We start from the raw sequence: 23,655 nt of genomic DNA, 5'->3' as shown, positions 1-23,655 counted from the left end.
ATGGCCTTGATGGTCCTTTTCGGCACCTTCGTGTTCCTGCTGGTCATCGGCACGCCGATCGCGTTCTGTCTGGGCGTCGCCAGCTTCGCGACGATCCTCACGCTAGGCCTTCCGCCGGTCGTGGTGTTCCAGCGGCTCAATTCCGGCGTCAGCGTTTTTTCGCTGATGGCCATACCCTTCTTCATCTTCGCCGGCGACCTCATGGTGCGTGGCGGCATCGCCGCGCGGCTGGTCGCGCTGGCAGGCTCACTGGTCGGCCATTTGCGCGGCGGTCTGGGGCAGGTCAACATCGCGGCGTCGACCATGTTCGGCGGCATTTCCGGCTCGGCGGTGGCGGACGCGTCGGCCGTCGGCGGGCTGATGATCCCGCAGATGAAGGCGCGCGGCTACGGCATCGACTACGCCGTCAACATCACCTCGGTCGGCGCCATCATCGCGCTTTTGATCCCGCCTTCGCACAACATGATCATCTACTCGATTTCGGCCGGCGGCCGTATCTCGATCGCGGATCTGTTCACGGCTGGCGTGTTGCCGGGTCTGCTGCTGGCGCTGTCGCTGATGATAACGGCCTATTGGGTCGCCAGCCGCCGCGGCTACCCGACGGAGCCCTTCGCGGGCTTCGGCCGGGCCTTGCAGCTGCTTGTCGCCGCCATTCCGGGCCTTATCCTGATCGCCATCATCTTCGGTGGCGTCAGGTCCGGCATCTTCACCGCGACCGAGAGCTCCTGCATCGCTATCGTTTACGCCTTCCTGGTCACGCTGATCATCTACCGCTCGATGAGTTGGGGTGACTTCGTCGCGGCGACGACGGCCTCGGTGCGGACCACCGCCATGGTGCTGATGATTATCGGCTGCGCGGCGGCCTTCGGCTGGCTGCTCGCCTATCTCAGGGTGCCGGCGGCGCTAGTCGCCTTTCTGCAGTCGGTATCCGACAACAAGCTGGTCATCCTGCTGTTGATCAACATCGTGCTGCTCATTCTCGGCACCTTCATGGACATGTCGCCGCTGATCATCATCACGACGCCGATCTTCCTGCCGGTGGTCATGGCCTATGGCGTCGATCCTGTGCATTTCGGCGTGATCCTCATCCTCAATCTCGGCATCGGCCTTTGCACGCCACCGGTTGGCGCGGTCCTGTTCGTCAGCTGCGCCATTGGCCGCATTCCGATCTGGACGGCGATGCGCTCGATCTGGCCATTCTATGGCGCCGCCTTCGTGGTGCTGATGCTTGTCACCTACATACCGGAAATCTCATTGTGGCTGCCGAGCCTGTTCCATTAGGAGATCACCAGGTGTCCGATATCGCAAACGACCTCAGGGTCGAGAGAAAACCCAAACTGTCGGAAACCGTCGTGGCGGCGATCCGCAAGCAGTTGCATGCGGGTGAAATCCTGCCCGGCCACAAGCTGCCGACCGAGGGCCAGCTGACCGAGACCTTCGGCGTCAGTCGCACCGTCATCCGCGAGGCGATGGCCAAGCTTGCCGCTGACGGCCTTGTCGAGCCGCGGCAGGGGGCGGGTGTCTTCGTCACCGAGCACATCTCGACCATGTTCGGGGCGCTGGCTGCCGACATGGGGGCCAAGGATTCGATCGCGCTCAACGTGCTCGAGGTGCGGCTGGCGATCGAGATCGAATCGGCCGGGCTCGCCGCCATCCGCCGCAACGCCGCGCAGGAAGCGGCGATCCAGGAAGCCTTCTTCGAGTTCGAGCGGCTGCTACTCGACGGCCAGCCGACCGGACCCGCCGATCTCGCCTTCCATCGCGCCATCGCCAGCGCCACCAACAATCCGTTCTATGTCGAGATGCTCGACGTGCTCGGCCGGCGCGCCATTCCGTGCGACGTGACCTCGCCCTGGTCGACCGAGCTGGTGCAGTCCGACAGCTACCAGCGCGGGCTGCAGCGAGAGCATCTGGTGATCCTGAACGCGATCACGGCGGGCGATGCCGAGGCCGCGCGCGAGGCGATGCGTGCCCATCTCGGCGCCAGCCAGCAGCGCTACCGCGAACGCCTGCAGGCGCGGCAGGCCTATTACGCCAGTTCGACCAGGGCCGCCGCCGGCGAATGATCCACCGGAAGTCAGGACAGAGATGAGCCAGAACCACACAGACTACAAATCGCGCTTCGCCATCGATCCGGCGGCCGCCGCCGCCATGGGAACGGACGAACTGCGCCATAATTTCCATATCGACGATCTCTTCCAGCTTGGCCGGATCAGCCTGACCTACACCCACTACGACCGGATGATCGTCGGCGGTGCCGTGCCGGTGGCGACGGCATTGCCGTTGGAAGCGATCAAGCCGACCGGCACCAAAGGTTTTCTCGATCGGCGCGAATTGATCGCCGTCAATATCGGCGGCGCCGGCTCGATCGAAGCCGGCGGCCAGTCCTTCGACCTGCGGGCGCGCGACATGCTCTATCTCGGCATGGGCTCCAGCGATGTGGCATTCGCTTCGGCAGATAAAGACGACCCCGCCAAGTTCTATCTGCTCAGCGCCCCGGCGCATCAGGCTCATCCCAGCCGGCTGATCCGCCTCGATGACGCCAAGCGCCTCGATCTCGGCAGCAAGGAGGCCTGCAACGAGCGCTCGATCTTCCAGTTCATCCACGCCGGGGGAACAAAGACCTGCCAGCTCGTCGTCGGCATGACGCAGCTGGCGCCGGGCTCTATCTGGAACACCATGCCGTGCCATGTGCATGACCGCCGCATGGAGGCCTATCTTTATTTCGACCTGCCCGAGGCGGCGCGCGTTTTCCATTTCATGGGCGAGCCGGACGAGACGCGCCATATCGTCATGCGCAACGAAGAGGTGGTGCTGTCGCCGGGCTGGTCGATCCATTCGGGCGCCGGCACGTCCAACTACGCCTTCATCTGGGCGATGGCGGGCGACAATGTCGACTACACCGATGTCGATGCCGTGGCCATGGACGCGCTGCGGTGAGCGACCTCACTGCCTTCAGCCTGGCCGGCAAACGCATCCTGGTCACCGGCGCCAACACCGGGATCGGCCAAGGCATCGCGGTCTCCATCGCGCGCGCCGGCGGCGCGGTGATCGGCGTCGGCCGCTCGTCGATGGCCGATACGGCGAGCAAGGTCGCGGCTCTGGGCGGCGAATTCAAGGCGGTCGCCGCCGACCTTGCCAACACCGGAGCGGCCGGACCGATGCTCGATCGTGTCTGGGACGAAAGCGGGCCGCTCGACGGGCTGGTCAACAATGCCGGCATCATCCGGCGCGCCGATGCCGTCGACCTGACGGAGACCGATTGGGACGATGTCATCGATGTCAATTTGAAGATGGTCTTCCTGCTCAGCCAGTCCTTTGCCCGGCGCGTCCTGGCAGACGGGCGCCAGGGCAAGATCGTCAACATCGCCTCGGTGCTGAGTTTCCAGGGCGGCATCCGCGTCGCGTCCTACACGGCGTCAAAGCATGGCGTGCTCGGCATCACCCGTCTGCTCGCCTGCGAGTGGGCGGCGAAAGGCATCAACGTCAACGGCATAGCGCCGGGCTATATCGAGACCAACAACACGCAGGCGCTGCGTGCCGATCCCGACCGCAGTGCCGCCATCCTCGGGCGCATTCCCGCCGGGCGCTGGGGCGAGCCGGGAGACATTGGCGATGCCGCCGTCTTCCTGCTGGCACCGGCCTCGAACTACATGCATGGCGCGGTGGTGCCGGTGGACGGCGGCTGGCTGGCGCGGTGAGGAGATGACGATGACCGATCCGAAAATCTTCGCGCAAGCCGGCGAGGGTGCCTGGACGCCGACCCTGGACGGGAATCGCCGTCGCGTGCTGCTGTCCACCGACGAATTGATGATGGTCGAATTCGGCTTCGACAAGGGTGGCGTCGGCGCGCTGCATTCGCACCCCCACGTCCAGGCAAGCTATGTCGCCGAAGGCCGTTTCGAGGTGACCATCGACGGACGGACCGCAATCCTCGAGACCGGCGGCAGCTTCATCGTGCCGTCCGGCCTGGTGCACGGCGTCAGGGCGCTGGAGGCGGGACGGCTGGTCGACAGTTTCACGCCACACCGCGCCGATTTTCTCGCCTGACCGGGCCGGCGAGATTTCCCGGCCAATGAAAAAACCCGCACTTCCAAGGAAGCGCGGGTTTGTTGCCTGGGCGCCAATGGCGCCGCGGTACTCAAAACATCACCGCAGAACCGGAAACCTGCCGGATCATGGTGAATATAAACTTAATGCGTGTCAGGTGATGCGCCTGAGCAGGCCGAAAAGCCGTTCGAACGTCCTGCCATAGGGCGGGCGCAGAAGGGCTCCCGCGCTCAAGCGCGACTGCTGGAAGACCGGCTTCTCCTTGCTGAAGGTGCGGAAGCCCCACTCGCCGTGATAGGCACCCATGCCGCTGGCGCCGACACCGCCGAAGGGCTGGTTCTCCTGCACCAGATGCAGCATGCAGTCGTTGATCGTGACGCCGCCGGCGACGGTCTCGCGCAGGATTCGCCGGCGGTTGCCGCTGTCGCGCCCGAACCAGTAGAGCGCCAGCGGCCGGTCGGCCCGGTTCACATAGTCGATGGCGTCGTCGACCGTGGCGTATTCGACGATCGGCAGCACCGGGCCGAAAATCTCCTCGCGCATCAGCCGCAGGTCCGGCCCGGCGTTGCTGACCAGGGTCGGCAAAAGCTTCCGGCCCGTATTGCCGAGATCTTCGCCGGCCGGGTTGATCTCGGTGATATCGGCGCCGGCCTCGCGGGCTTCCGTGATCATGGCGCGCAGGCGCTGGTAATGCCGGTCGCTGATGATGGCGGTATAGTCGGGGTTGTCGCGCAGCGAGGGATAGAGCCGCGCCACCGCGATTGCGAGCTTGGCAGCGACCGTGGCTGCCTGTCCCTTGGGCACCAGCAGATAATCCGGCGCGATGCAGGTCTGCCCGGCATTCAGCAGCTTGCCATAGGCGACGCTGGCTGTTGCCGCGTCGAGATCGCAGGAAGGGTCGAGGATCGCCGGCGACTTGCCGCCGAGTTCGAGCGTGACCGGGGTCAGGTTGGCGGCGGCGGCGATGGCGACCTGGCGTCCGACCGCGGTCGAGCCGGTGAACAGCAGGTGGTCGAAGGGCATCGAGACGAAGGCCTTGCCCATCTCGGCATCGCCGGTGATGACGCTGAGTTCATCCGGGGCGAAGTGCTCGCCGGCCAGTCTGGCCAGCAGTTCGGAGAAAGCAGGCGTCAATTCGGAAGGCTTTACCAGGACGCGGTTGCCGGCGGCGAGGGCCGCCGTGACCGGCGCCACGGCGAGCTGAAAGGGGTAGTTCCAGGGCGATACGACGCCGACCACCCCAAGTGGCTGCGGCAGAAGGCGGTTTTTGCCCGGCAAGAAGGGCAAGGTGGTGGCGACACGACGCTCCCGCATCCAGCCGCCGACATGCGCAAGGGCATGGCGAATGCCGGCGCGCACGACGAACAGTTCCGCAAGACGGGTCTCATGCGCCGAGCGGCCGCCGAAGTCAGCGTCGATCGTGGCGCAGATTTCGCTCTCATGCCGCTCGGTCAGCGCCAGCAGGCGTTTGAGACGGTCTTTCCTCGGGCCAAGGTCCGCAAAGGGTTGCTTCTCGAAAGCGGCGCGCTGTAGCCGGAACCGCTCGTCGAGAGCATCCTGTCTTACCTGCAGCATCGTGCCCTCCCGGCCTGATTGGCCAAGTTTACATCGCAGAGCGAAGGAATCCAGCGGGAGCGATGGTGTCGTTGGGGAAGGAGGCGCGACGATGCCCCGATGCCATAAGCGGCGTTGGCGATTTTGCAGAAGGTGGTGCGGCAGGCCTTGTGCAATCCTTGGTTGCATGCTGCAATGCTGGACGGGCAAGAGTTCGACACCAAGGGGGTTCGAATGAGCGGAAAACACCACATGCTGGCAGTGGCCGGCATTTTCTTAGTAACCGGCGCGATCGGCATCCTGTCCGCGATCGTCCTGCTGGCCTTTGGACATTCGCCGAATATTGTGGGTTCCGCCTCAAGCGTGGCCTACGTCATCGGTGGCTACTACTTCCTGAAAGGGTCAAGGCCGGCGAAGATTTTCCTGACGGTCATGGCGGCTCTCGCCACGCTGCTGGAAGCCGTCATCGGCATCCTCATGCTGAGCGATGGCCAATTGCCGATAGGCCTGTTTATCATGCTGCTGGCGGTCCTTACCGGCTATTGCTTCCATGCGCTGCAACTGTCGAAGGCTCTCAAGGCCGAATTCGATCGCCGGTCCGAGACATATCGGTTGGAGAAGGGCAAGGCCGCCCAGCGCTATTATGACGAATTGGAGCAAGGCGGCAGCGGCGAGTGATGCCTGGGAGGGAGCTATATCTCTGTATCACCTTAGTCTGACCTGTCAGGCGGTCGTGCGCGGCACTGGTGCAGATCGGCGATATCGACCGTTGTGATCGGATGAAGGCTGCGCTACTCCAGGCCCTCACCCGGAGGTCGCTTTGACCGGTTTGCCTATCCTCTCCAATCCACGAAAAGCCGTTCCCAGTCCGGCGGCCGCCTGATGCAGGTAATGGCAGCGAGCATCCGCGCCGAGGATCCCAAGCGGCGCGTGCTGAAGGACGTGTTCGGCTTCGACGATTTCCGCCCCGGCCAGGCCGACGTGATGGACGCGCTGCTCGGCGGGCGCCATGTGCTGGCTGTCATGCCCACGGGGGCCGGAAAATCGCTCTGCTACCAGGTTCCGGCGCTGGTGCTGGGCGGGCTCACCCTCGTCGTCTCGCCGCTGGTGGCGCTGATGCAGGATCAGGTGGCGGCGCTGCGGCTTGCCGGGGTAGCGGCCGATACGATCAATTCCTCGCTCGATCGCGAGGCCAATGTCGCGGCCTGGCGTCGCGTCGCTTCGGGCCAGACGCGGCTGCTCTATCTGGCGCCGGAGCGGCTGATGACCGAGCGCATGCTCGAGGCGCTCTCCAGGCTCGACGTCAGCCTGATCGCCATAGACGAGGCGCACTGCATCTCGCAATGGGGGCCGGCATTCCGGCCCGAATATGAAGATCTGTCTCGGTTGCGCGGCATCTTTGCCAATGTGCCGATCATCGCGGTGACGGCGACGGCCGACGAGAGCACGCGCACCGACATCGCCGCCCGGCTGTTCGCCGAGCGGGTCGAGACGCTGGTGCTGGGTTTCGACCGGCCCAACATCAAGCTGGCCATCGAGGCCAAGCAGGACAGCAAGCGGCAATTGCTGCGGTTCATCGAGCGCCATGCGGGCAAGAGCGGCATCATCTATTGCCTGTCGCGCAAGAAGACCGAGGAGATGGCGGCCTTCCTCGAGAAGAACGGCGTGAGAGCGCTTGCCTATCACGCCGGCATGAGCAAGGAGGCGCGCGAGGCGAATCAAAACGCCTTCATGACCTTGTCTGGCGTCGTCATGGTGGCGACCATCGCCTTCGGCATGGGCATCGACAAGCCCGATGTCGCCTATGTCTTCCACACCGATATGCCGGGCAGCCTGGAGGCCTATTATCAGGAAATCGGTCGTGCCGGCCGCGACGGACGCGAGGCCGAGGCGCACATGCTCTACGGTCTTGGCGACATCCGCATGCGGCGGCTGTTCATCGATGACGAGGACGCCTCGCCCGAGCACAAGAGACGGTCGCATCGCCGGCTCGACACGCTGATCGGTTATTGCGAAACGGCGCAATGCCGCCGCCAGGTGCTGCTCGGCTATTTCGGCGAAGAGGCTCAAGCCTGCGGCAATTGCGACAACTGCCTCGATCAGGCGCCGCGCGCCGACGGCAGTGCCGAGGCGCGGAAAATCCTCGCGGCGGTCGCGCAGAGCGGCGAGCGCTTCGGCGCGGCCCATGTCATCGACATCCTGCTTGGCCATGAGACCGAGAAGGTGCTGGCGCGGGGCCATCAATCGCTGAGCAGTTTTGGCACCGGCGCCGCGCACAGGAAGACTGTGTGGCTGTCACTGATCCGGCAATTGGTCGCCGGCGGGTTCCTGATGCCGGATCCCGAGGGCCATGGCGGTCTCGCCATCTCCGAAAGCGGCCGCGCGCTCGGCCGCGGCGAGGTTGAATTCCGGTATCGCGTCGAGAACCGCGACCCTCTCACGCGCGGCAGGAAGCGTTCCGGCGAAGGCTCCGCCGCCGACGCCGAGGGCGTGGATGCCTCGCTGCTGGCGGCGCTCAAGGCGCTGCGGCTGCGGCTCGCCAAGGAGCGCCAGGTGCCGGCCTATGTGGTGTTTTCCGACCGCACGCTGATCGACATGGCCGCCCGCCGCCCGCGCGACCTCGACGCCTTCGCCGAGGTGAATGGCGTGGGCGGGGCGAAGCTCAACGAGTTTGGGGCGGTTTTTCTGGCCGCGATCGCGGCGCATCGGCCCGACGGGGCAGGCTGAGGATCAGGCTTGGCGATGGGACTGCCTTCAGCTGCTGTTAGGCTACCCCGCCTCCGCCGAAACGACGGCCACCGCCATACTTCCGACGGTGTACCGATTGTTTGCGGATCGAACTTACCCACCCGCTCTCTTCTCCCAGACGACGACATGCGTCTTCGGCAGACGGGATCTGAGGCGTTTCTATGGGATTGTCATTTGAGGACGATGTAGAGCGGGATGAGGATTGCCAAGGCGGCGACGCCAATAGGTTAGTGATCATGCGCCGCCGCAGCGACGTGTCGGAATCTACGCAAAACCCGCCCCTCATTATTGCGCCAACTCAGCATCGCGTAATCAAGGCGCGAGCGCAGGTATCGGCTAAATTGGATGCTCAGGTTAGTCCGGCAGAGGATTATGAAGGCGCGAACGGCTACGTGGCCTCGTCCACCAGAGCAGCGCCGGCCCGATAGCGATGCAGCGGCTCGGCGTCCTTGCAAGAGTTGCCTGATGGCGCCGAGCCTAACCGGCGAGAGACTGGTAGGGGGCACGGCATCCCGCTGGCCAGGATGATCATGCGCCTTCCTCCAATAGAAGCGAAGTTATCCGAATGAATGAAATAGGAGGTATCCTTAGCGCGACCACGTCAGCGCCTCGCCAGTATGATCAACGCGGCTGAAACGATCGCCATCACGATCATGAACAGCGCACCGACCTCAGCCAATTTATACATCAGGGGGTCAGTGGGGAGCGGGTCGTTCGCCATGCGAGCGATCAACCGTCGGGCACGTTCGTCCTCTTGGCGAGTTTCAGATTTCGCCTTGCACGCATCAAGCAACTCTTGGGCGTAGAGTTGTCTGGAGTCTTCCGAAGCGACCTGCGAATTGGTGTCCAACCAAACTTTGAACAAGTCGGGCTTGATGCGCATGGTAGCGTAGCTTAGCCCCTCCAAGCTCTCCATATGCGTCGCATCGAAATTCGCGTGCCACTCTTCCCAAGTCGGGGGCATATCATCGGCACCAGGAAGTTGCCGGATAAGTGGGTAATCTTCTGGGGTGTAGACCGGCAATACCCGCACCACTTTCTAACCCGCCAAGGCGCGCACGATGGCGAAGCCCACGCCGATCGCAAGGCCCGCGGCGAGGCTTTCGGCAATGCGGATGACAAAGGCGCCGTAGCGCTCGCGCAAACACGCTGGCGGGGCTCTCAGGACAGCAGGAATGTCGAAAGTGCGTTCCATGCCGAGCAACATAGATCGAAACCGGGAATCTATGAATCCCCTCGATATGGCGTCATCGAACCCGGACGGGGGCGGTCAAGACGGTTTTAGCAGTGATCTCGCGGACCACAACTGGTTAATCAAAATCCGGTTAAGCGAAGTAATATCATTATGCAAGCGAAACGAATTAGCCCGGCGGCCTCGGCTTCCGGACTTTTTGTGGGCATGCGACGGTTGTTATTGATGTTGTGGCGGAGAGGGAGGGATTCGGTTTCACGCCTATCCTGCTGAAAATGCTAATCTTTTCGCGCTTTTTGTTACGCAGTTTGTTACACTGCTACAACTGCGATTTACAATCGCTCTTTTGAGCTCGCCTGCCCAATCCATCTTATCTGTCGAAACCGACGCAATGGCGCGGCGGTGGATTGGGTCACTCTGTCATAGTATCCGCGCTTCATTAAGTTGACGATGCCGTTTAGACTCGGAGCTGATCCTTTCCGGTCGATCACCAGGATTTGGCGCGCGACCCGGCACCGGCGGTTCGTCTTTGTACGTTTGTGTCATCCAGGCCGGATCAACTCGGCCATCAGGCTTCTCACGACTTATGCATGCGTTTCCCACTTTTATTAGCATTCGGTGCGAACCCGCACCCTGCACCAAACCTGCGACGCCTAAGCTATCGTCCTCGACTTGAGCGTTCCCTGCTTCTCGTGGAAGACGCTAAATTCGCTCGTGCGTTATTGCCGGCCAGCAAAGGCTGCGGGTCGGCGGTGAGGGTGTCGAGGAGCGGCGGCCGTTCCCTTTCACTCAATAGTGCCGCCGGCGCCTGGATGGTTTCCACGACGCCGCCCCCGCAATCGTAGCCGTTGTGATGATCATCGTGCATGCGCTGAGCTGTTGGGGACATGCTGATGGCGGTGCCGGAAGCACCGGAGACATGTGATATCTCGGCAGCGGGCAGAGCGGCTTCTCTGTCGCTGCACAGGAAAGCGTAGAGTTCCTTCACGCAAATGCGGGCGTCCTTCTTGTCTTTTTGAAAGGGCGGGACGAGGGGCAACCTGATATCGGCCTTTTGGTAGAACGGACTGCGCTCTTCGTACAGCTGGTCAACCTTCTGCTCGATGTCGGCGCCTTGCAGCAGCGGCCGGCTGGTGTCCCTCTCGAGGCGCCTGCGGAGCTCTTTCAGCTCGGGTGTCGAGCCAGATCGACCTCGCCTTATTAAGAATCAGGGCTTGATTGGACTCCTTGCCAAAGCAGCCGCCGCCGGTTGCGATGACGATGGGGCCTCTCTCCAGCTGCTTGGCGAGCTCTTTGGTCTCCAGGTCCCTGAAGTGCGCCTCGCCACGGCCAGGGTCGGCGAACATCTCCATCAGATTGCCGTGATCGGCGACGATATGCTTATCGATGTCGACAAACTCCACCCCCAACTCCTTGGCAAGCTGGGCGCCGATGGTCGACTTGCCGCTCGCCGGCATGCCGACGAGCACGACCGGCCGCGTACCGAGGGCCGCGAGGATCTCGCCGGCTTGCGGCGAGCGAGCGACCGCAATCTGTTGTCTTGCGACGATGGGCGACCTGGAGGTCCCTGCCGCCCTCGACCTGCTTTCTCCTGACGAGTCCCAGTGTAATATCTCCCAGGCACCACGGGGAATGGGGACTAGCTGTGAGCTCTGCGCGCGGTGCGCGAGCTCGGCCCGATAACTGGCCGGCGTAGGGAACTCGACCTCGAAGCGATAGTTCTGCGCGGTTCTGAACGTCGTGTGAACGCCGCGTAACCGCGGCCTGTCCATCCTGATGACCCAGTTGGTGGTCTCGACCTCGCTGCAGTCCCGCTCCTCGAAGGCCAGTGCCGCCTTCCTGAAGGCGCGCGTAAAAGCCTCGTCCGGGATCTCGAAGACATGGCGCACGGCATTGGTGACCAGTTGGGCCTCCGGCGCCGTGCTCACGCTCTGGCCGGTCAACTCGTCGGCTATCCAGACCTGCCCGCCCGACCGTTGGTCAAGATGCGGCACCTTCACCTCGATGCCGTCCTGCCGCAAAAGCTCGGCAACCGCATGCACAATTTTTGGTAATCGCGCTTTCTTGCGCTTCGGCGGGGGCGGCTTCGAGCCTGGCCCGCTCAAGGGCCTGTTCGCTGCTCAGCGTTATCGTGCTGGCGCGGTCGTCTTCGGCCGAGATTGCTAAGGCGCTGAGCAGAATGCGCTTTTCGACGGCGAGTCTGATCGAGGCCTCCATGACCGATGCCGCCAGCGTGGGGTTGTCCTTCAGATCCGCCAGGCTGCCATCGACGTCGAACCGGCCCTGGTGGAGCTTTGCCGCCTGCGCCTTGACATATGGCGCCGACTTGAAGCCCGGCCTCTGCTCCAAGAGCCGCTGCAATTCGGTGGTTTTTTGCATGAACACCCGCGCACCGGTATCGGACTTGTAGGCGTCAGTGCCGACCTTGATGCCGACGCTCAACAGATTGATGGCGCTTTCATGCAGCTTGACTTCCGACTGCTCATGAGCCGGCTCGCTATTGAGCTGCAGGTTCCAGTCCTGGAGCTCGGCCACTAACAACGCGGCCAGTTCGCAGGCCACCGGATGCCTGGCGGCCTTGCTGTCTTCCCTCGCCCTGGCGATGAGCTCATGGAGGGCCTGGCCATCCGGCCGATCTTCCTGCAACAGTGCGCGGATGTCGGCCTTGAGCTCATTATGAATGCCCTCGTAGGTGCCGAAGATGGCACGCTCGGCAAACCAGCGTTGCGCCTCCAGCGGCTGCGCCAGCACGTTGCGCTGCAGGCAGCTGTAGGTCTCCAGCACCAGCCCGGTGGCCGACAGGATCTGCTTGGACCGGGTGAACTGGTAGCCGCTTTTCTCAATGGCCGGCGTGTGCGACTTCGGCGGCTTCATCGAGGCGATGCCGCGCGCCTGCAGCTGCGCGTCGAACTGGCGCACATGCTCGTAAAGGCGAGGCTGGTCGCCAATGATGACGACGGTGTCGCCATCAAAATCGCCGTCGAGCATTTTTTGTTCGACGCTTGGAACCGCAACCAAAGAGCCGGGCGCGAACACCTCCGTCGCCTGCAGGATGCCGACGCACTCGAGCGCGGTGTCGGCCTTGACCCGGTCCTTTTCCTCCAGCCAGTACGAATGGCACTTTACGTCCTCGGCAGACATCACGACCCCGCGCTCGGCGAAGTCCGCCGGCCACATTTCGTCGGGCACAACGATCAAGATGCCTTTGGCAAAGAAGGTCGGATCGTCGGCGGCAAGCCCAGCCCCCGACCTGTGCGCGAAGTTGAAGCTATATTGGAAGGCCACGCACCGATCCAGGAACGCCGCGGTCCGGTCGCCATCGCGCGCCGACCTGACCCGGTCGGCGGCGAACGGGCGCAGGTTGGGCTTGTCATAGGGGGAGCGTCCGACAAGCACGCCAGCGTCACGGGTCAAGGTCTTGCTCTTGCCCGTCGGCACATGCAGGCATTCGTCGCTGGACGGCACGGCGATAGCGCTCGAACCCTCGATATGCCCGCCCGTGACCGTCCGGAACAGCTCCTCGGCGGTGAGGCTTTGATGGGTTTCGAGCCAAGCCTGAGCCTTCTCGCGGGTCTCCTGTGCTACCTCGACGCTACGCGGATAATGTTGCAGCGCCGAGGGCGGTACCGCCGATTGCCTTTTATCGGCATAGGCAGGCATCCGCTCGGGAGCGTCGTGGCGAGCCCGGGCAATGGACGGCATGCGCTCGGCCAGTGAGGCCCTAATGAAGCCGCAGCCGTCATGCGGCCGCAAGGCGATCTCGCCGTCTCGCCCCTCGAACCGGAAGGGATGCACTGCGCCTGCGGGATGGTCGGGCAGAAGGGACAGCTTGAAGCACCCTTCCAGCGCATAATCATGGGGGCCAATGTCGGGGATGCCCGGCGGCGCGGCAAATCCGCGGCGCTGGGTATAGTAATAGGCTTCCTTGAACGGCGCCCAGGCCCGCGACAGCTGCTCAAAGGCCGTACCCGGAGCCGTCTCGGCATAGGGGATCGCCAAAAGCTTGCCGCTTGGGGCCTCTGCGGCCGTGAAAGGCAGGTGAGAGGCAAGCTGGTTCAGGCTCTTTTGCGGCGGCTTCAGTTTGCTGCCGCCGAACAGGTCCATGCGGTAGGGCACGCCCTCCACGGTGAACGTGCGTGTCAGCATGGCTCCAGTCGGAGTTCCCTTTAGCTGCACCGCCACCACCTTCACCGCGCCCGAGGTCAAGCGGTGGAAAATGGAATAGCGCAACTCGGCTTCGCTGGCCAGCGGCCGGCCTTGCATGTCGACCACCGGCAGCCGCATCAGTCCGGCATCGCCTTGCGGCGGTCTCGGCTCGTGGTCCATGGCCTGAAGGACCCGATGGACATCGAAGCTGGAGGCTGCATGCTGGGCCTGGATCATCGATGCGTTCTGCGCCATGAAGGTGTCGAGCGCTTCGAGCGGCTCCTTCGCCTCGATCTCGGCGATCACGCTCGAGTTCGCGCACCGCCTCGGCGCGCGCCGCGGCGCTCCTTCCTCGGCTGATGAACACTGCCGATCATAGATTCGACTGCCAGCCTCAAAGCCCCATCGTCGTGCATAATATGGGCTGGCCTCGCTACATTCGAAGGGGATCGAAGGCCGATCCCACGGTGCGGTGAAAGAAGCTGCAAGCGGCTTCCAAGACTAGGTGCGAGCACCTCGATCTCATTGTAGGCCCGTCATCGGATCATATGGAAATCGGTGAGCTTCATCCGCCGGCCTTTTACAACGTGGTTTGGTCGATCCTCTAGGGGATTACGCAGTCTTAAGCCAGCATTAATACCTTAGACGCGACACTAGGAATACTTTTACTATTCGCTAAAGCTCGATGCTATTTGACGAGGACTGGTCTTGCGTTTGCAGTTTTCTAGATGAGAGGGCTAAAGGACATTAGCGTCGGGACCAAGCTCTCGTTGGGCTTTGGGCTGGCGCTGCTGTGCGTCGTGGCCGTGGGAGTATTTGGGGTCGCGCAACTGCGATCACTCAACAAGGTCACGAGCGAGATCACCAGCGTTTGGTTGCCCCAGGTCCAGATCGTCGGCGAGATGAAGCGCAACCTCGCGGAACACCAGCTCTATGCGACGTTGCGCGTGCGCACTGCCGAGGCTGCGCAGATAGCCGGCATTGAGAAGGAGATGGCGAGGGAAAGCGACGAAATACTGCAAGGTCGGCGCGCCTATCGCCGGAGTGCCGGATCGCTGGCCGAGCAGCAGCTGTTCGACCAGTTCGTCAACCTATGGACGGCCTACGAAGATTCCCTGACATCGATTTTCCCGCTCCTCGAAACAGGAGGGCGAACAATGGCTGTCAAGGAGTTCGAGACGGTATCGCTCCCGACCGTTGCCGCCGCCACGCAGCGATTGGACGACCTGCTGGCCCTCACCAACGAGCGCAGCACGGCCGCGGCGGTGATGGCGGACAGGACCTACACCGTTGCGCAAAGATTGACTTGGCTGGCAGTTCTTTTTGCCGCCGGGTGTCTTGGTGGGCTTGTCGCCTGGATACGCCACAATGTCAGCAAGCCGATCCTCGCCGTGACCGAGGCGATGCGTTGCTTGGCGCAGGGCGAGCGCCGTTCGAGTCTCATTGCGCTGAAAAGGGATCGGCAGGACGAGGTTGGAGTGCTGTTCTCGGCCTTTGCCGGCTACCGGGCCAGCCTGGAGCGCAGCGATGCCTTGGCCCGAGAAGCCGAGCTGGAGCGGCAGCAATTGGCCGCGGCCGCCGCCAATATGCCCGTAGGGCTTTGCATGTTCGATGCGGAGAGGCGGCTGGTTCTGTGCAACCAAAGCTACGCCGATCTCTACCATGTGCCGGAGCCCCTGACTCGTCCCGGCACGCCGTGGATCGATTTGATGCGGTTCCGGATCGCGGCGGGCCTCTATGCCGGCCATGACCCGGAAAAGTATGTGCAGCAGCTGACGGAGACCATCGATCGCGCAGAGCGGACGGTGAGCCTGGTGGAACTCAGGGACGGACGCACCATCGACCTCATCCATCAGCCACTGCCGGGCGGCGGGTGGCTTGCCACTCACCATGACGTGACCGACTTGCGGCGGAGCGAAGCCAAGATTTCATACATGGCGCGCCACGACGGACTTACCGAGCTTCCAAATCGCATATTGTTCCGCGAACGCGCCGAGGAGGCTTTGGTCGAGATGCGGCGTGATGGTAGCAAGATTGCTTTCCACTGCCTCGATCTCGATCATTTCAAGATGGTCAACGACACGCTGGGGCACCCGGTTGGCGACGCCTTGCTGAAGGAGGTCGCCGCCAGACTGAAACAGGTGGCCCGTGAAGGCGACACCGTGGCAAGGCTCGGCGGCGATGAGTTCGTGATCATTCAAACCGCGGTTGATCAGCCGGTCGAGGCGACAGCTCTTGCCCAACGGGTCATTGATGGGCTGAGCGCACCTTATGTCGTCGATGGCCACGGGGTTATGATCAGCGCCAGCATCGGCATCTCGATCGCGCCGGACGATGGCATTGACGCCGACCAACTTCTCAAGACCGGCGACATGGCGCTCTACCGGGCGAAGGCGGAAGGCCGCGGAACCTACAGGTTCTTCGAACCGGAAATGGATGCGCGCATGCAGGCGCGGCGGTTTCTCGAACTCGACCTGCGCGAAGCGGTGGTGCGGCAGCAGTTCGAAATCTACTACCAACCGCTCCTCAATCTCGACCGCGGCGAGGTCAGCTGCTTCGAGGCGCTGCTGCGCTGGCATCACCCGACGCGCGGCATCGTATCCCCGGGAGAATTCATCCCGCTGGCCGAGGACATCGGCCTCATCGTCCCGATCGGTGAATGGGTTATCAAGCAAGCCTGTCTCGACGCGGCAAGCTGGCCCGGTAGCATCAAGGTCGCCGTCAATCTGTGCCCGGCGCAATTTCGCAACGCGCGCTTGCTCTCCACCATCGTCGAGGCATTGGATATCTCGGGACTGCCCCCCAGCCGGCTTGAGCTTGAGATCACCGAGACAGTGCTGCTGGCCAACAGCCAGGCGACTCTCTCGATGCTGCAACATATCCACATGCTCGGCGTTCATATCGCGATGGACGACTTCGGAACCGGATATTCGAGCTTGAGCTATCTGCGCTCGTTCCCATTCGACAAGATCAAGATCGATCAATCCTTCATCACGGACGCCGGAGATATCGACAGTTCCGTCGCCATCATTCGAGCGGTCACGAGCCTCGGCAACAGCCTCGGGATGCAGACCACCGCCGAGGGCGTCGAGACCGTGGAGCAGCTGGAACGGGTCCGAAGAGAAGGCTGCACCGAGGCGCAGGGCTTCCTGCTCAGCCGCCCGCTGCCCGCGCGGGACATCCCCGCGATGCTGGAGCGGACCCGCGCCGTGGTGGCGGGCGAGATCATTGAGACCGAACCCGAAACGTCAGGCGAGCGAGACACGGACAAGCCGGGCAGGCGTCGCAGTAGGGCGTCTGTCCCCGCCTAACCGGGATGCAAGCGAAAAACAGTGCCAACGAACATGAGTTTGCCGGCCTAGTTCAGGCCGCCACTCGGATCATGTCGATAGCGGGTGTGTAGGTCGGCGCGGCTCGAAATTAGGTGTGCTGAGCGCCGGTCAAAGTGGGATTAGCTTGTCATATCGATTATGGGATCCAGGTTGAACCCGACTTGCAGGACTCTGCTCGTAACCGAGCAGATCAACCTCACATTCGGTCGCTGCTCTTCACGGCTGCACCAACATCCCGCCTACGGCCGCTGGGCTCGGGCGACGAGACCATTCTGAGTGAGCGGCGTTTTATATACCCGTTCGGTCGTCAGTACCTTGCGTTCACGACAGATACGCCGGCGATCCTCCTGCTCCGGTGTTGGCTCTTTGACCATTGCACATATGCGCGGTTCGCCTCGCTTGAAGGCAAGGAGAGACGAGCGTTTCACCATCGATCTTATCGGTTTTGGCTCGGCGACTGCGACGAGACACTGCGATAGAAGCGGGATCAACGACGTAGCTCTCGATCCCCGCCTTGCTCAGAACCCGATGGATCCAGGAGCCATCGAGCCCGGCTTCCTGGATAGCGACGACGGGGAAGTCTGGCCCCATGCGTGCTCTTGCCTTCTCTCGCACGCTATCGAAGCGACGGAACAAGGCGGATAAATCACCACTGGGGACACTGTGTTTCGACAACTTCTCGCCGCCACCTGGCGACAACGACGAGATCAGCCAGGTTGAACGGCTGAGCTCCAGCGATACGAAGATTGCGCCCAGACCAGTCCGGATAGCAGTCAGAGTTTCGGATCGGTCGGCCACTACATGCATGGTGTTCCTCCGCGGGGTGTTTGTTAGCAGCGTCACTCTGCCAGAGCACGCGCCGCTATCCATCCGTCGCCATGGGATCTGGTGATTGTTCATGTCGCCGATTCCCGCGAAGGAACGCCACCATGACCAAGATTGAAAGTAAGACCGCCAGCGCTGCCGTCAAAGACATTCTGCTTTCAGACCCGGACGGACTTCACGAAATGATCCGTGCGGTGATGCAGGAGGTGCTCGAGGCCGAGATGGACGACGGTGGAGGAGACCATCGAGCGCACGCTGACCTTCTTTTGCCTGCCGCGCCAGCATCACAAGCATCTCAAGAGCACCAACATGCTTGAACGGCTCAATGAGGAAATCCGCCGGCGCACCTATGTCGTGCGCATCTTCCCCAACGCCGAAAGCTGCCTGCGCCTCGTCAGGGCGCCGGCTGTCGAAACCAACGAAAACTGGATGGAGGCCCTACATCAACATTGACGACCTGCGCGAGCACAAGAAGCTCGCTCTACGCCAAGCCGCATGACCAGCATCGTGGCCGCCCCATTTTGCAGAACTTGACGCACACAACCGCCACTTCGAGTTTACCGACCGCACCGAGTCATCCACGCAAAGACCTGCGCAGCGTCAGCTTCAGAGCTTGGTCCCACCGGCTGAACGCCAAAAAAGCGGATCTTGGCCATCGGAAGCGCCCTCAACCGACTGAGAGGTTTCGGCTTATGCGATGCGACTGGCAGTCCTGCGCTCCGGGGACAAGGCCGTGGCGGCAGAAGATCCCCTGGACATCAGGCGATGTCCGGAAGGCAGCATCGTAGTAACGGTTTTTACGCCGCTCGCGGCACGCGCGAGGTGAACGTCGCCCGGGTGACCGACACGCTGGTGCCGTCAATATCGCTGATAATCTCCACCCTGGCCTCCAGTTGTTTCACCAGTGCTTCGACGATGGCTGTTCCAAGTCCGGTAGCCGGTACGTCGTTGGCGATCTTGCCGACGCCATTGTCCGAAACCGTCAGTTTCCAGTCACTGCCCGCGGTCTCGTAGCTCACCTGGATGCGAGCGCCGGTTCTCTTCTTGGGGAAAGCATATTTGATGGCGTTGAGCACGAGTTCGGTGACAATTAGTCCCAGACTGACTGCCCTTTGCGAATCTATCCTGCCGCCTTCGGCCATTACGGTGACCGTGATCGGCTGGGCTTCGCCGACCATCGACGAGGCGAGGCTGCTGCACAATTTCGGTAGGTAAGAGCCGACATCGATCTCGTCGACGCCGGCGGAGGTGTGGAGATGGCGTTGCACCTCGGCCACGGACAGAACGCGCTGATGGGCGTCCTTGAGATGCTGGCGCGTCTCTTCCGACGTCACCGAGCGTGCCTTCAGCAACAGGATCGAGGCAATGATCTGCAGGCTGTTGGCAACCCGATGCTCCATCTCGCGCAGCAGGACGTCTTTCTGCCGAAGCAGGTCTTCGGTGCGACCGAGCAGTTCTTCCTTCTCCCGCTCGATGATACGACGGGCCGTTATGTCATTGAAGGCGAGAAGGATGGTGATGGCCGAACTATGGTCGTAAAGCACCTTGCGGGCATTGAGCAGCATGGTGCGACGGCCGATCCGCGTTCCTGAGCCATGCTTGCCTCCCTCTATCCCTTGATCTGGATCTTCTTCGGCCGATCCGCCTCCGGCCGGTGCAACTCGACTTCGAGCAGCCCGTTGGCGAAACGCGCCTCGACCCGTTCCGGGTCGACGCGGAATGGCAATTGCACTGTCCGGGAGAAGGTCCCATAGGCGCGCTCACGGCGGTGCCAGACGGATTTCTCGTCCTCCGTTCGAGGCTCGCGCGTTCCCTTCAATGTCAGAATGTTCTCGCGCACCGTGAGGCCGATTTCGTCAGGTGATATCCCCGGCAGTTCCGCGGCCACCGCCACGCTGTCCTCGCCAGTCCAAAGATTGATCGGCGGAAACTCCTGAGCGGCGCTGGCGGTCAGCCCGGCCAAACGCTGGTTTACTTCCTGTTGCATGCGCCGCATTTCCACAAACGGATCGAACCCGATGCGGCCGAAATCCGACAAAAGCATGTACATCCTCCTATGATTCACGACCTTGCATGATTGCCACGCGCGACACGTGCGTGCGCACCGGAAGCGGAATCGATCGATGGCAACAGGAGGGGCGATCAGCACAGAGACCGAGCGGCCCGATCGCGCAACCTCGCAGAATGCGAGAAAGAGGGGTTCGGGCAGACGCCGGAACACATCCTCCTTGCGAAGCGACATGAACCGAACTCGATCCACCGTAGGGCCGGACCGTCATTCCCGTGCCAGGACCCGATAGCGGCATCCGGCTTTATCATTAGGTGGCCCCAAATGGCCTTTCACGAGGTGATCTTTGACATTCCACCAGTCACCTCTTCGGCAACAGCGGGGTCCCTTCGAATCCGTAGCCACGTTGCCTCTAGTCGCTGATTTGGCTTCCCTTTGCGCAACTGTCGGGATCGACGAAGCGTCCCGAATTGCACCGCGGTTCGATCAACTGATCGCAGGCGACGCGCCGCATCGTCATGGTAGCTGACGAATGAATCGGCATGACACGTCGCAGTGACCGAGACATCAAGCCAGCACCTATGTCGGCTTGCCGCAAGTCAAAAGAATCCAGCCCTGCGTGCCGCGTTCGCTGACCTTCGCCAGTGACGCCATTTGCATTTCGGCCGGACAGATGGGCACAGACATGTGCAATTCCCGCATCGCCCATTATTGGAACTCACAAGGCGGCGTTCTTTCCGTCTTGGCGAGCAGCGGGCCAACGCGTTACCGGCGGTGATCTTCCTGCAGCTTTAAATCAGTCGCCACCAACGACGAAATCAGATTTGGCCAGCACGCCGGCAATCCTGGCAAATCCCACAATGCTTGCCGCGCCTGCTCGGGTGTCATCTGTCCGGCGATCGCTGCGTTGCTGCTTCTCACCGCGCAACTGAATACCGGTCCCCGACGCGCTTTTGGCCACTGATTCAGGAATACGAGCGCTTCGCGCACTGTGTTGATGTCGTGACGACGTCGTTGGTCTTAACCTGGACCGGCGATAGGAAAGCCAGACCGGTTATTCTTACCTCCCTGCGATCGCACGCTGGATCTTTCATTCGGTGGTTGGTTGCGTGACAGGTTTCGAACGTTAGGTCTTGTTTTCTCTGGAAGATCGGGCTGTACGACATAATCCAAATGTTGCGACGCAGCGAAGGCTTCTGCTGGTTCCCGAGTTGAAAAAGCCAGTTGCACCTGGATGAGTGTGTCGCCGCCACCCAATAGCCCATCAGATGTTCAATGGCAGGCGGCGTCCGACGCTCGAACAGCAAGCGCCACGGCCGGCGGGTAGCCGATGCCACAGCTTTGGAGCTGCCCCGGATACTATTATAAGACCGATTGACGCGGGGCTCGACGCGTTTGCGGCAAATAAGCTCGAGTGTGGACAGAGATGTGACGTTCTATTGAGTCGCTGACCCAATCGGTAGCGACCTGGTGATCCACGCAACCAATTCCGGTCGTTTCTGTCACTAAGAACTCGATATTCGCTATTTGCACCTCGAAAGTCGCATAATTGGCAGTGAGAAACTCAACGCGTTGTGAGGATGGCATAGAGAAGCAGTAGCCCCTTCTCTAGTCTCGCTACGGGAAAAATTCTGGAAAATGGGTCTGCTTGGCTGGACGCAGAACGCTGTGGTTATTCAGCCGGCATTTCTGAAGCCTCTCCAAGACAAACAGCTTGCCTTCGCGCACGCTGTCTTCGAGCGGCTTCGGCTTCGCCAGATGCGCCGCAATCGCGCTGGCCAGCATGCAACCTGTCCCGCGCATCGATGTGGCAAGGCGCGGTGCATCGAAGCGGATGGGTTCGTGCCCGGAGCGTAACAGAATATCGGTCGACCGGGTTCCCGACGCATGCCCACCCTTGATCAGCAGGGCTTGAGGGCCGGCGGCCAGCAGTCTTTTTCCTTGTTGGAGCGCTCCGTCCTCATCCACTGCCAGTTCGGAGCCACTAAGGAGCGCCAGTTCAGGGAGGTTGGGCGTGACAATGCAGCAAAGCGGCATAAGATCGCGCTTCATGGCAGCGATAGCGCCTGCTTGCAGAAGTGCGCGGCCTGAGGTGGAGGCCAGCACAGGGTCGAGTACTGCGGGGACATGCGGAAATTTGCGCAGCACTGCGGCAACGGCAACAATGATCTTGGCAGTCGCCAGCATGCCGATCTTGATTGTGGCCACGTCGTTGGCCTGCAGCGCGGCGCACATCTGATTGGCCACCAGGCTAGGTGGCGAATAATAGATTTCGATCACGGCGTCATGCGTTTGCACCGTTAGCGCTGTGACGGCGAGACAGGTGCGCACGCCAATGGCAGAGATCGTCTCGATATCGCGTGCAATTCCAGCACCGCCACTGGAGTCCGATCCACCGACGACAAGCACATGTGGTTCTCGCCTCAGCGCCATTGGTCCGTCTTTTCGATCCATTCTCGCGTGCGCGCCTCGGGGTCGTCGTTGAGCGTGATGTCGGTCACCACCGCCGCGCTGTCCGCGCCAGCCGCAAAGACACCGTCGAGCCGCTCAGGGTTGAGGCCACCAATGGCGACCAATTGAAACGGCGCGACCTGGCGCTTCCATTCGCTGATCCGTTCGACCCCTTGCGGCGCCCATTTCATCTTCTTCAGGATGGTCGGATAGATGGGTCCAAGCGCTATGTAGTCAGGCTCGGCGGCCATCGCCGTTTCCAGCTCCTGATGATCATGTGTGCTCAGTCCGAGCCTTACGCCGGCTGCCCGTATCGCCAAGAGGTCAGCGGTCTGCAAATCCTCCTGGCCGAGATGTATGAAGTCGCAGCCTTCCTCGATTGCCAGGCGCCAGTGGTCGTTGACGATGAGTTGGCACTGGTATCGAGCACACAAGGCCTTCGCGGTGCGGATCTCCGCGCGCAACCCAGCCTCATCCACGGTCTTGATGCGCAGTTGCAGAAGCCGGACTCCGAGTGGGACCAGCCGTTCGATCCAGGCAGCGCTGTCGACGATCAGATAAAAGGGATCGAGCTTCATGAAAAAACGGCCCTGCCGACCATCGGTGTCGATGGCACGGCGACGTCGCGCGGTTCGAGCATTCCCGAACTGAACGCCTCACGACCGGCGTCGACCGCCTTACCGAAAGCACGCGCCATGCCGACCGGATATGCCGCCTTGGCGACCGCTGTGTTCAGGAGCACGGCGTCAAAGCCGAGTTCCATGACGGTGGCCGCGTGCGACGGCCGTCCGAGCCCCGCATCCACAATCAGCGGGACGCCAGGGAAATATCCGCGCATCGAGCGCAGCGCCGTCATGTTGACCGGTCCCAAGGCGGAACCGATCGGTGCGCACCACGGCATCAGGACCTTGCAGCCCGTTTCCAGCAGCCGCTCGGCGACAACGAGATCGTCGGTGGTATAGGGGAATACCGCAAAGCCGTCCTCGCACAGGATGCGGGCGGCTTCAACCAGACCGAACACATCCGGCTGTAGCGTGTCGTGATTGCCGATCACTTCGAGCTTGATCCAGTTGGTGCCGAAGACCTCGCGCGCCATTTTCGCGGTGGTGACGGCTTCCTTGACGGAGAGGCAGCCGGCGGTATTGGGCAGGATTCTGGCGCCCAGCGAGCGGATCAACGACCAGAATTGTTCGCCGGCTCTACCGCCCGCCATCTCACGCCGCAACGAGACGGTCACCACCGACGTGCCCGACGCCTTGACTGCATCGGCAAGGATGGCCGGCGAAGGATATTGAGCGGTGCCGAGAAGCAGGCGCGACGAAAGCTCGGTTCCATAAAGCTCCAACATG

At 62.1% G+C, this 23,655-nt stretch carries 20 protein-coding genes and 3 pseudogenes; 10 read left to right on the top strand and 13 right to left on the bottom strand.

The window, feature by feature from the left end; all coding sequences use genetic code 11:
- From EN861_RS09720 to EN861_RS09700, 5 genes are read left to right on the top strand one after another with little or no spacing between them, the layout of a single operon-like run.
- Positions 1-1,281: a TRAP transporter large permease gene (locus tag EN861_RS09720; RefSeq protein ID WP_127275635.1), complete on the top strand. Its 1,281-nt coding sequence runs from the start codon at positions 1-3 to the stop codon at positions 1,279-1,281.
- An 11-nt stretch (positions 1,282-1,292) separates the two neighbouring features.
- Complete coding sequence (locus EN861_RS09715) at positions 1,293-2,066, top strand: FadR/GntR family transcriptional regulator (RefSeq protein WP_127275634.1); 774 nt, start codon at positions 1,293-1,295, stop codon at positions 2,064-2,066.
- A 22-nt stretch (positions 2,067-2,088) separates the two neighbouring features.
- The gene (gene kduI / locus EN861_RS09710) at positions 2,089-2,940 is read left to right on the top strand and encodes a 5-dehydro-4-deoxy-D-glucuronate isomerase (RefSeq protein WP_127275633.1); all 852 of its coding nucleotides are present in this window, start codon (positions 2,089-2,091) and stop codon (positions 2,938-2,940) included.
- Positions 2,937-3,701 (top strand): 2-dehydro-3-deoxy-D-gluconate 5-dehydrogenase KduD, encoded by a 765-nt coding sequence (kduD, locus tag EN861_RS09705; protein WP_127275632.1) that lies wholly within the window; start codon positions 2,937-2,939, stop codon positions 3,699-3,701. Before kduI ends, kduD begins: the two co-directional genes overlap by 4 nt.
- A gap of 10 nt (positions 3,702-3,711) precedes the next feature.
- Complete coding sequence (locus EN861_RS09700; RefSeq protein WP_127275631.1) at positions 3,712-4,050, top strand: cupin domain-containing protein; 339 nt, start codon at positions 3,712-3,714, stop codon at positions 4,048-4,050.
- Between the two features lie 153 nt (positions 4,051-4,203).
- On the opposite strand, the gene EN861_RS09695 is transcribed toward EN861_RS09700, so the two are convergent.
- A complete protein-coding gene (locus tag EN861_RS09695; RefSeq protein WP_127275630.1) occupies positions 4,204-5,625 on the bottom strand; it encodes a coniferyl aldehyde dehydrogenase in 1,422 nt (473 codons plus the stop codon).
- Between the two features lie 114 nt (positions 5,626-5,739).
- Between EN861_RS09695 and EN861_RS09690 the strand changes: the two genes are divergently transcribed.
- Positions 5,740-6,282, top strand: a complete 543-nt coding sequence (locus EN861_RS09690; protein WP_135863281.1) for a hypothetical protein — start codon at positions 5,740-5,742, stop codon at positions 6,280-6,282.
- A 204-nt stretch (positions 6,283-6,486) separates the two neighbouring features.
- On the top strand, positions 6,487-8,331 hold the full coding sequence (gene recQ, locus EN861_RS09685; RefSeq protein ID WP_127275628.1) for a DNA helicase RecQ: 1,845 nt from the start codon (positions 6,487-6,489) through the stop codon (positions 8,329-8,331).
- Between the two features lie 622 nt (positions 8,332-8,953).
- On the opposite strand, the gene EN861_RS09680 is transcribed toward recQ, so the two are convergent.
- The 5 genes from EN861_RS09680 to EN861_RS09675 all read right to left on the bottom strand — a co-directional run bounded on the left by EN861_RS09680 (position 8,954) and on the right by EN861_RS09675 (position 13,996).
- The gene (locus EN861_RS09680) at positions 8,954-9,376 is read right to left on the bottom strand and encodes a hypothetical protein (RefSeq protein WP_135863279.1); all 423 of its coding nucleotides are present in this window, start codon (positions 9,374-9,376) and stop codon (positions 8,954-8,956) included.
- A 15-nt stretch (positions 9,377-9,391) separates the two neighbouring features.
- Positions 9,392-9,547 carry a hypothetical protein gene (locus EN861_RS35380; protein WP_189343589.1) on the bottom strand — a complete coding sequence of 52 codons (156 nt, stop codon included), beginning with the start codon at positions 9,545-9,547 and terminating at the stop codon, positions 9,392-9,394.
- 655 nt (positions 9,548-10,202) lie between these two features.
- Complete coding sequence (locus EN861_RS36235; RefSeq protein ID WP_245454879.1) at positions 10,203-10,664, bottom strand: hypothetical protein; 462 nt, start codon at positions 10,662-10,664, stop codon at positions 10,203-10,205.
- Positions 10,633-11,544: a shikimate kinase gene (locus tag EN861_RS36630; protein WP_281041211.1), complete on the bottom strand. Its 912-nt coding sequence runs from the start codon at positions 11,542-11,544 to the stop codon at positions 10,633-10,635. The genes EN861_RS36235 and EN861_RS36630 overlap by 32 nt, the downstream gene beginning before the upstream one ends.
- A complete protein-coding gene (locus tag EN861_RS09675) occupies positions 11,525-13,996 on the bottom strand; it encodes a hypothetical protein (RefSeq protein WP_245455307.1) in 2,472 nt (823 codons plus the stop codon). Before EN861_RS09675 ends, EN861_RS36630 begins: the two co-directional genes overlap by 20 nt.
- Positions 13,997-14,418: 422 nt before the next feature.
- Here EN861_RS09675 and EN861_RS09670 point away from each other — a divergent pair, with 422 nt between their 5' ends.
- The gene (locus tag EN861_RS09670) at positions 14,419-17,001 is read left to right on the top strand and encodes an EAL domain-containing protein (protein WP_126057614.1); all 2,583 of its coding nucleotides are present in this window, start codon (positions 14,419-14,421) and stop codon (positions 16,999-17,001) included.
- A gap of 314 nt (positions 17,002-17,315) precedes the next feature.
- Here EN861_RS09670 and EN861_RS35375 read toward each other — a convergent pair.
- Positions 17,316-17,829: pseudogene (locus EN861_RS35375) on the bottom strand (transposase); the annotation flags it as partial.
- A gap of 122 nt (positions 17,830-17,951) precedes the next feature.
- Here EN861_RS35375 and EN861_RS09660 point away from each other — a divergent pair.
- Complete coding sequence (locus tag EN861_RS09660) at positions 17,952-18,164, top strand: hypothetical protein (RefSeq protein ID WP_126057615.1); 213 nt, start codon at positions 17,952-17,954, stop codon at positions 18,162-18,164.
- A pseudogene (locus EN861_RS09655) lies at positions 18,064-18,346 on the top strand (transposase); the annotation flags it as partial. The gene EN861_RS09660 and the pseudogene EN861_RS09655, both read left to right, overlap by 101 nt.
- A 298-nt stretch (positions 18,347-18,644) precedes the next feature.
- Here the strand turns inward: EN861_RS09655 and EN861_RS09650 are convergent.
- The 6 genes and pseudogenes from EN861_RS09650 to EN861_RS09620 all read right to left on the bottom strand — a co-directional run.
- Positions 18,645-19,427 (bottom strand): annotated as a pseudogene (locus EN861_RS09650) (sensor histidine kinase); the annotation flags it as partial.
- 29 nt (positions 19,428-19,456) lie between these two features.
- The gene (locus tag EN861_RS09645) at positions 19,457-20,089 is read right to left on the bottom strand and encodes an Hsp20/alpha crystallin family protein (protein WP_126057616.1); all 633 of its coding nucleotides are present in this window, start codon (positions 20,087-20,089) and stop codon (positions 19,457-19,459) included.
- Between the two features lie 531 nt (positions 20,090-20,620).
- Entirely contained in the window at positions 20,621-20,845 is a 225-nt protein-coding gene (locus EN861_RS09640; RefSeq protein ID WP_245454712.1) for a DUF982 domain-containing protein, read from the bottom strand.
- Between the two features lie 627 nt (positions 20,846-21,472).
- A complete protein-coding gene (locus EN861_RS09630) occupies positions 21,473-22,288 on the bottom strand; it encodes a hydroxymethylpyrimidine/phosphomethylpyrimidine kinase (RefSeq protein WP_126057617.1) in 816 nt (271 codons plus the stop codon).
- A complete protein-coding gene (locus tag EN861_RS09625) occupies positions 22,279-22,884 on the bottom strand; it encodes a thiamine phosphate synthase (RefSeq protein WP_126057618.1) in 606 nt (201 codons plus the stop codon). The genes EN861_RS09630 and EN861_RS09625 overlap by 10 nt, the downstream gene beginning before the upstream one ends.
- Positions 22,881-23,654, bottom strand: coding sequence for a thiazole synthase (locus EN861_RS09620; protein ID WP_126057619.1), 774 nt, complete (start codon positions 23,652-23,654; stop codon positions 22,881-22,883). The genes EN861_RS09625 and EN861_RS09620 overlap by 4 nt, the downstream gene beginning before the upstream one ends.
- Position 23,655 lies beyond the last annotated feature (1 nt).

This window comes from Mesorhizobium sp. M8A.F.Ca.ET.218.01.1.1, from assembly GCF_004791165.1.
GTDB lineage: Bacteria > Pseudomonadota > Alphaproteobacteria > Rhizobiales > Rhizobiaceae > Mesorhizobium.
Note: the sequence above shows the minus strand (reverse complement) of the source record. Positions and strands in the feature narration are given on the sequence as shown.

Coding starts and splice junctions, on each gene's coding strand:
- EN861_RS09720 (WP_127275635.1), top strand. CDS start 1: ATGGCCTTGATGGTCCTTTTCGGCACCTTCGTGTTCCTGCTGGTCATC.
- kduI (WP_127275633.1), top strand. CDS start 2,089: ATGAGCCAGAACCACACAGACTACAAATCGCGCTTCGCCATCGATCCG.
- EN861_RS09700 (WP_127275631.1), top strand. CDS start 3,712: ATGACCGATCCGAAAATCTTCGCGCAAGCCGGCGAGGGTGCCTGGACG.
- EN861_RS09695 (WP_127275630.1), bottom strand. CDS start 5,625: ATGCTGCAGGTAAGACAGGATGCTCTCGACGAGCGGTTCCGGCTACAG.
- recQ (WP_127275628.1), top strand. CDS start 6,487: ATGCAGGTAATGGCAGCGAGCATCCGCGCCGAGGATCCCAAGCGGCGC.
- EN861_RS35380 (WP_189343589.1), bottom strand. CDS start 9,547: ATGGAACGCACTTTCGACATTCCTGCTGTCCTGAGAGCCCCGCCAGCG.
- EN861_RS09670 (WP_126057614.1), top strand. CDS start 14,419: ATGAGAGGGCTAAAGGACATTAGCGTCGGGACCAAGCTCTCGTTGGGC.
- EN861_RS09660 (WP_126057615.1), top strand. CDS start 17,952: ATGACCAAGATTGAAAGTAAGACCGCCAGCGCTGCCGTCAAAGACATT.
- EN861_RS09645 (WP_126057616.1), bottom strand. CDS start 20,089: ATGTCGCTTCGCAAGGAGGATGTGTTCCGGCGTCTGCCCGAACCCCTC.
- EN861_RS09630 (WP_126057617.1), bottom strand. CDS start 22,288: ATGGCGCTGAGGCGAGAACCACATGTGCTTGTCGTCGGTGGATCGGAC.
- EN861_RS09625 (WP_126057618.1), bottom strand. CDS start 22,884: ATGAAGCTCGATCCCTTTTATCTGATCGTCGACAGCGCTGCCTGGATC.
- EN861_RS09620 (WP_126057619.1), bottom strand. CDS start 23,654: ATGTTGGAGCTTTATGGAACCGAGCTTTCGTCGCGCCTGCTTCTCGGC.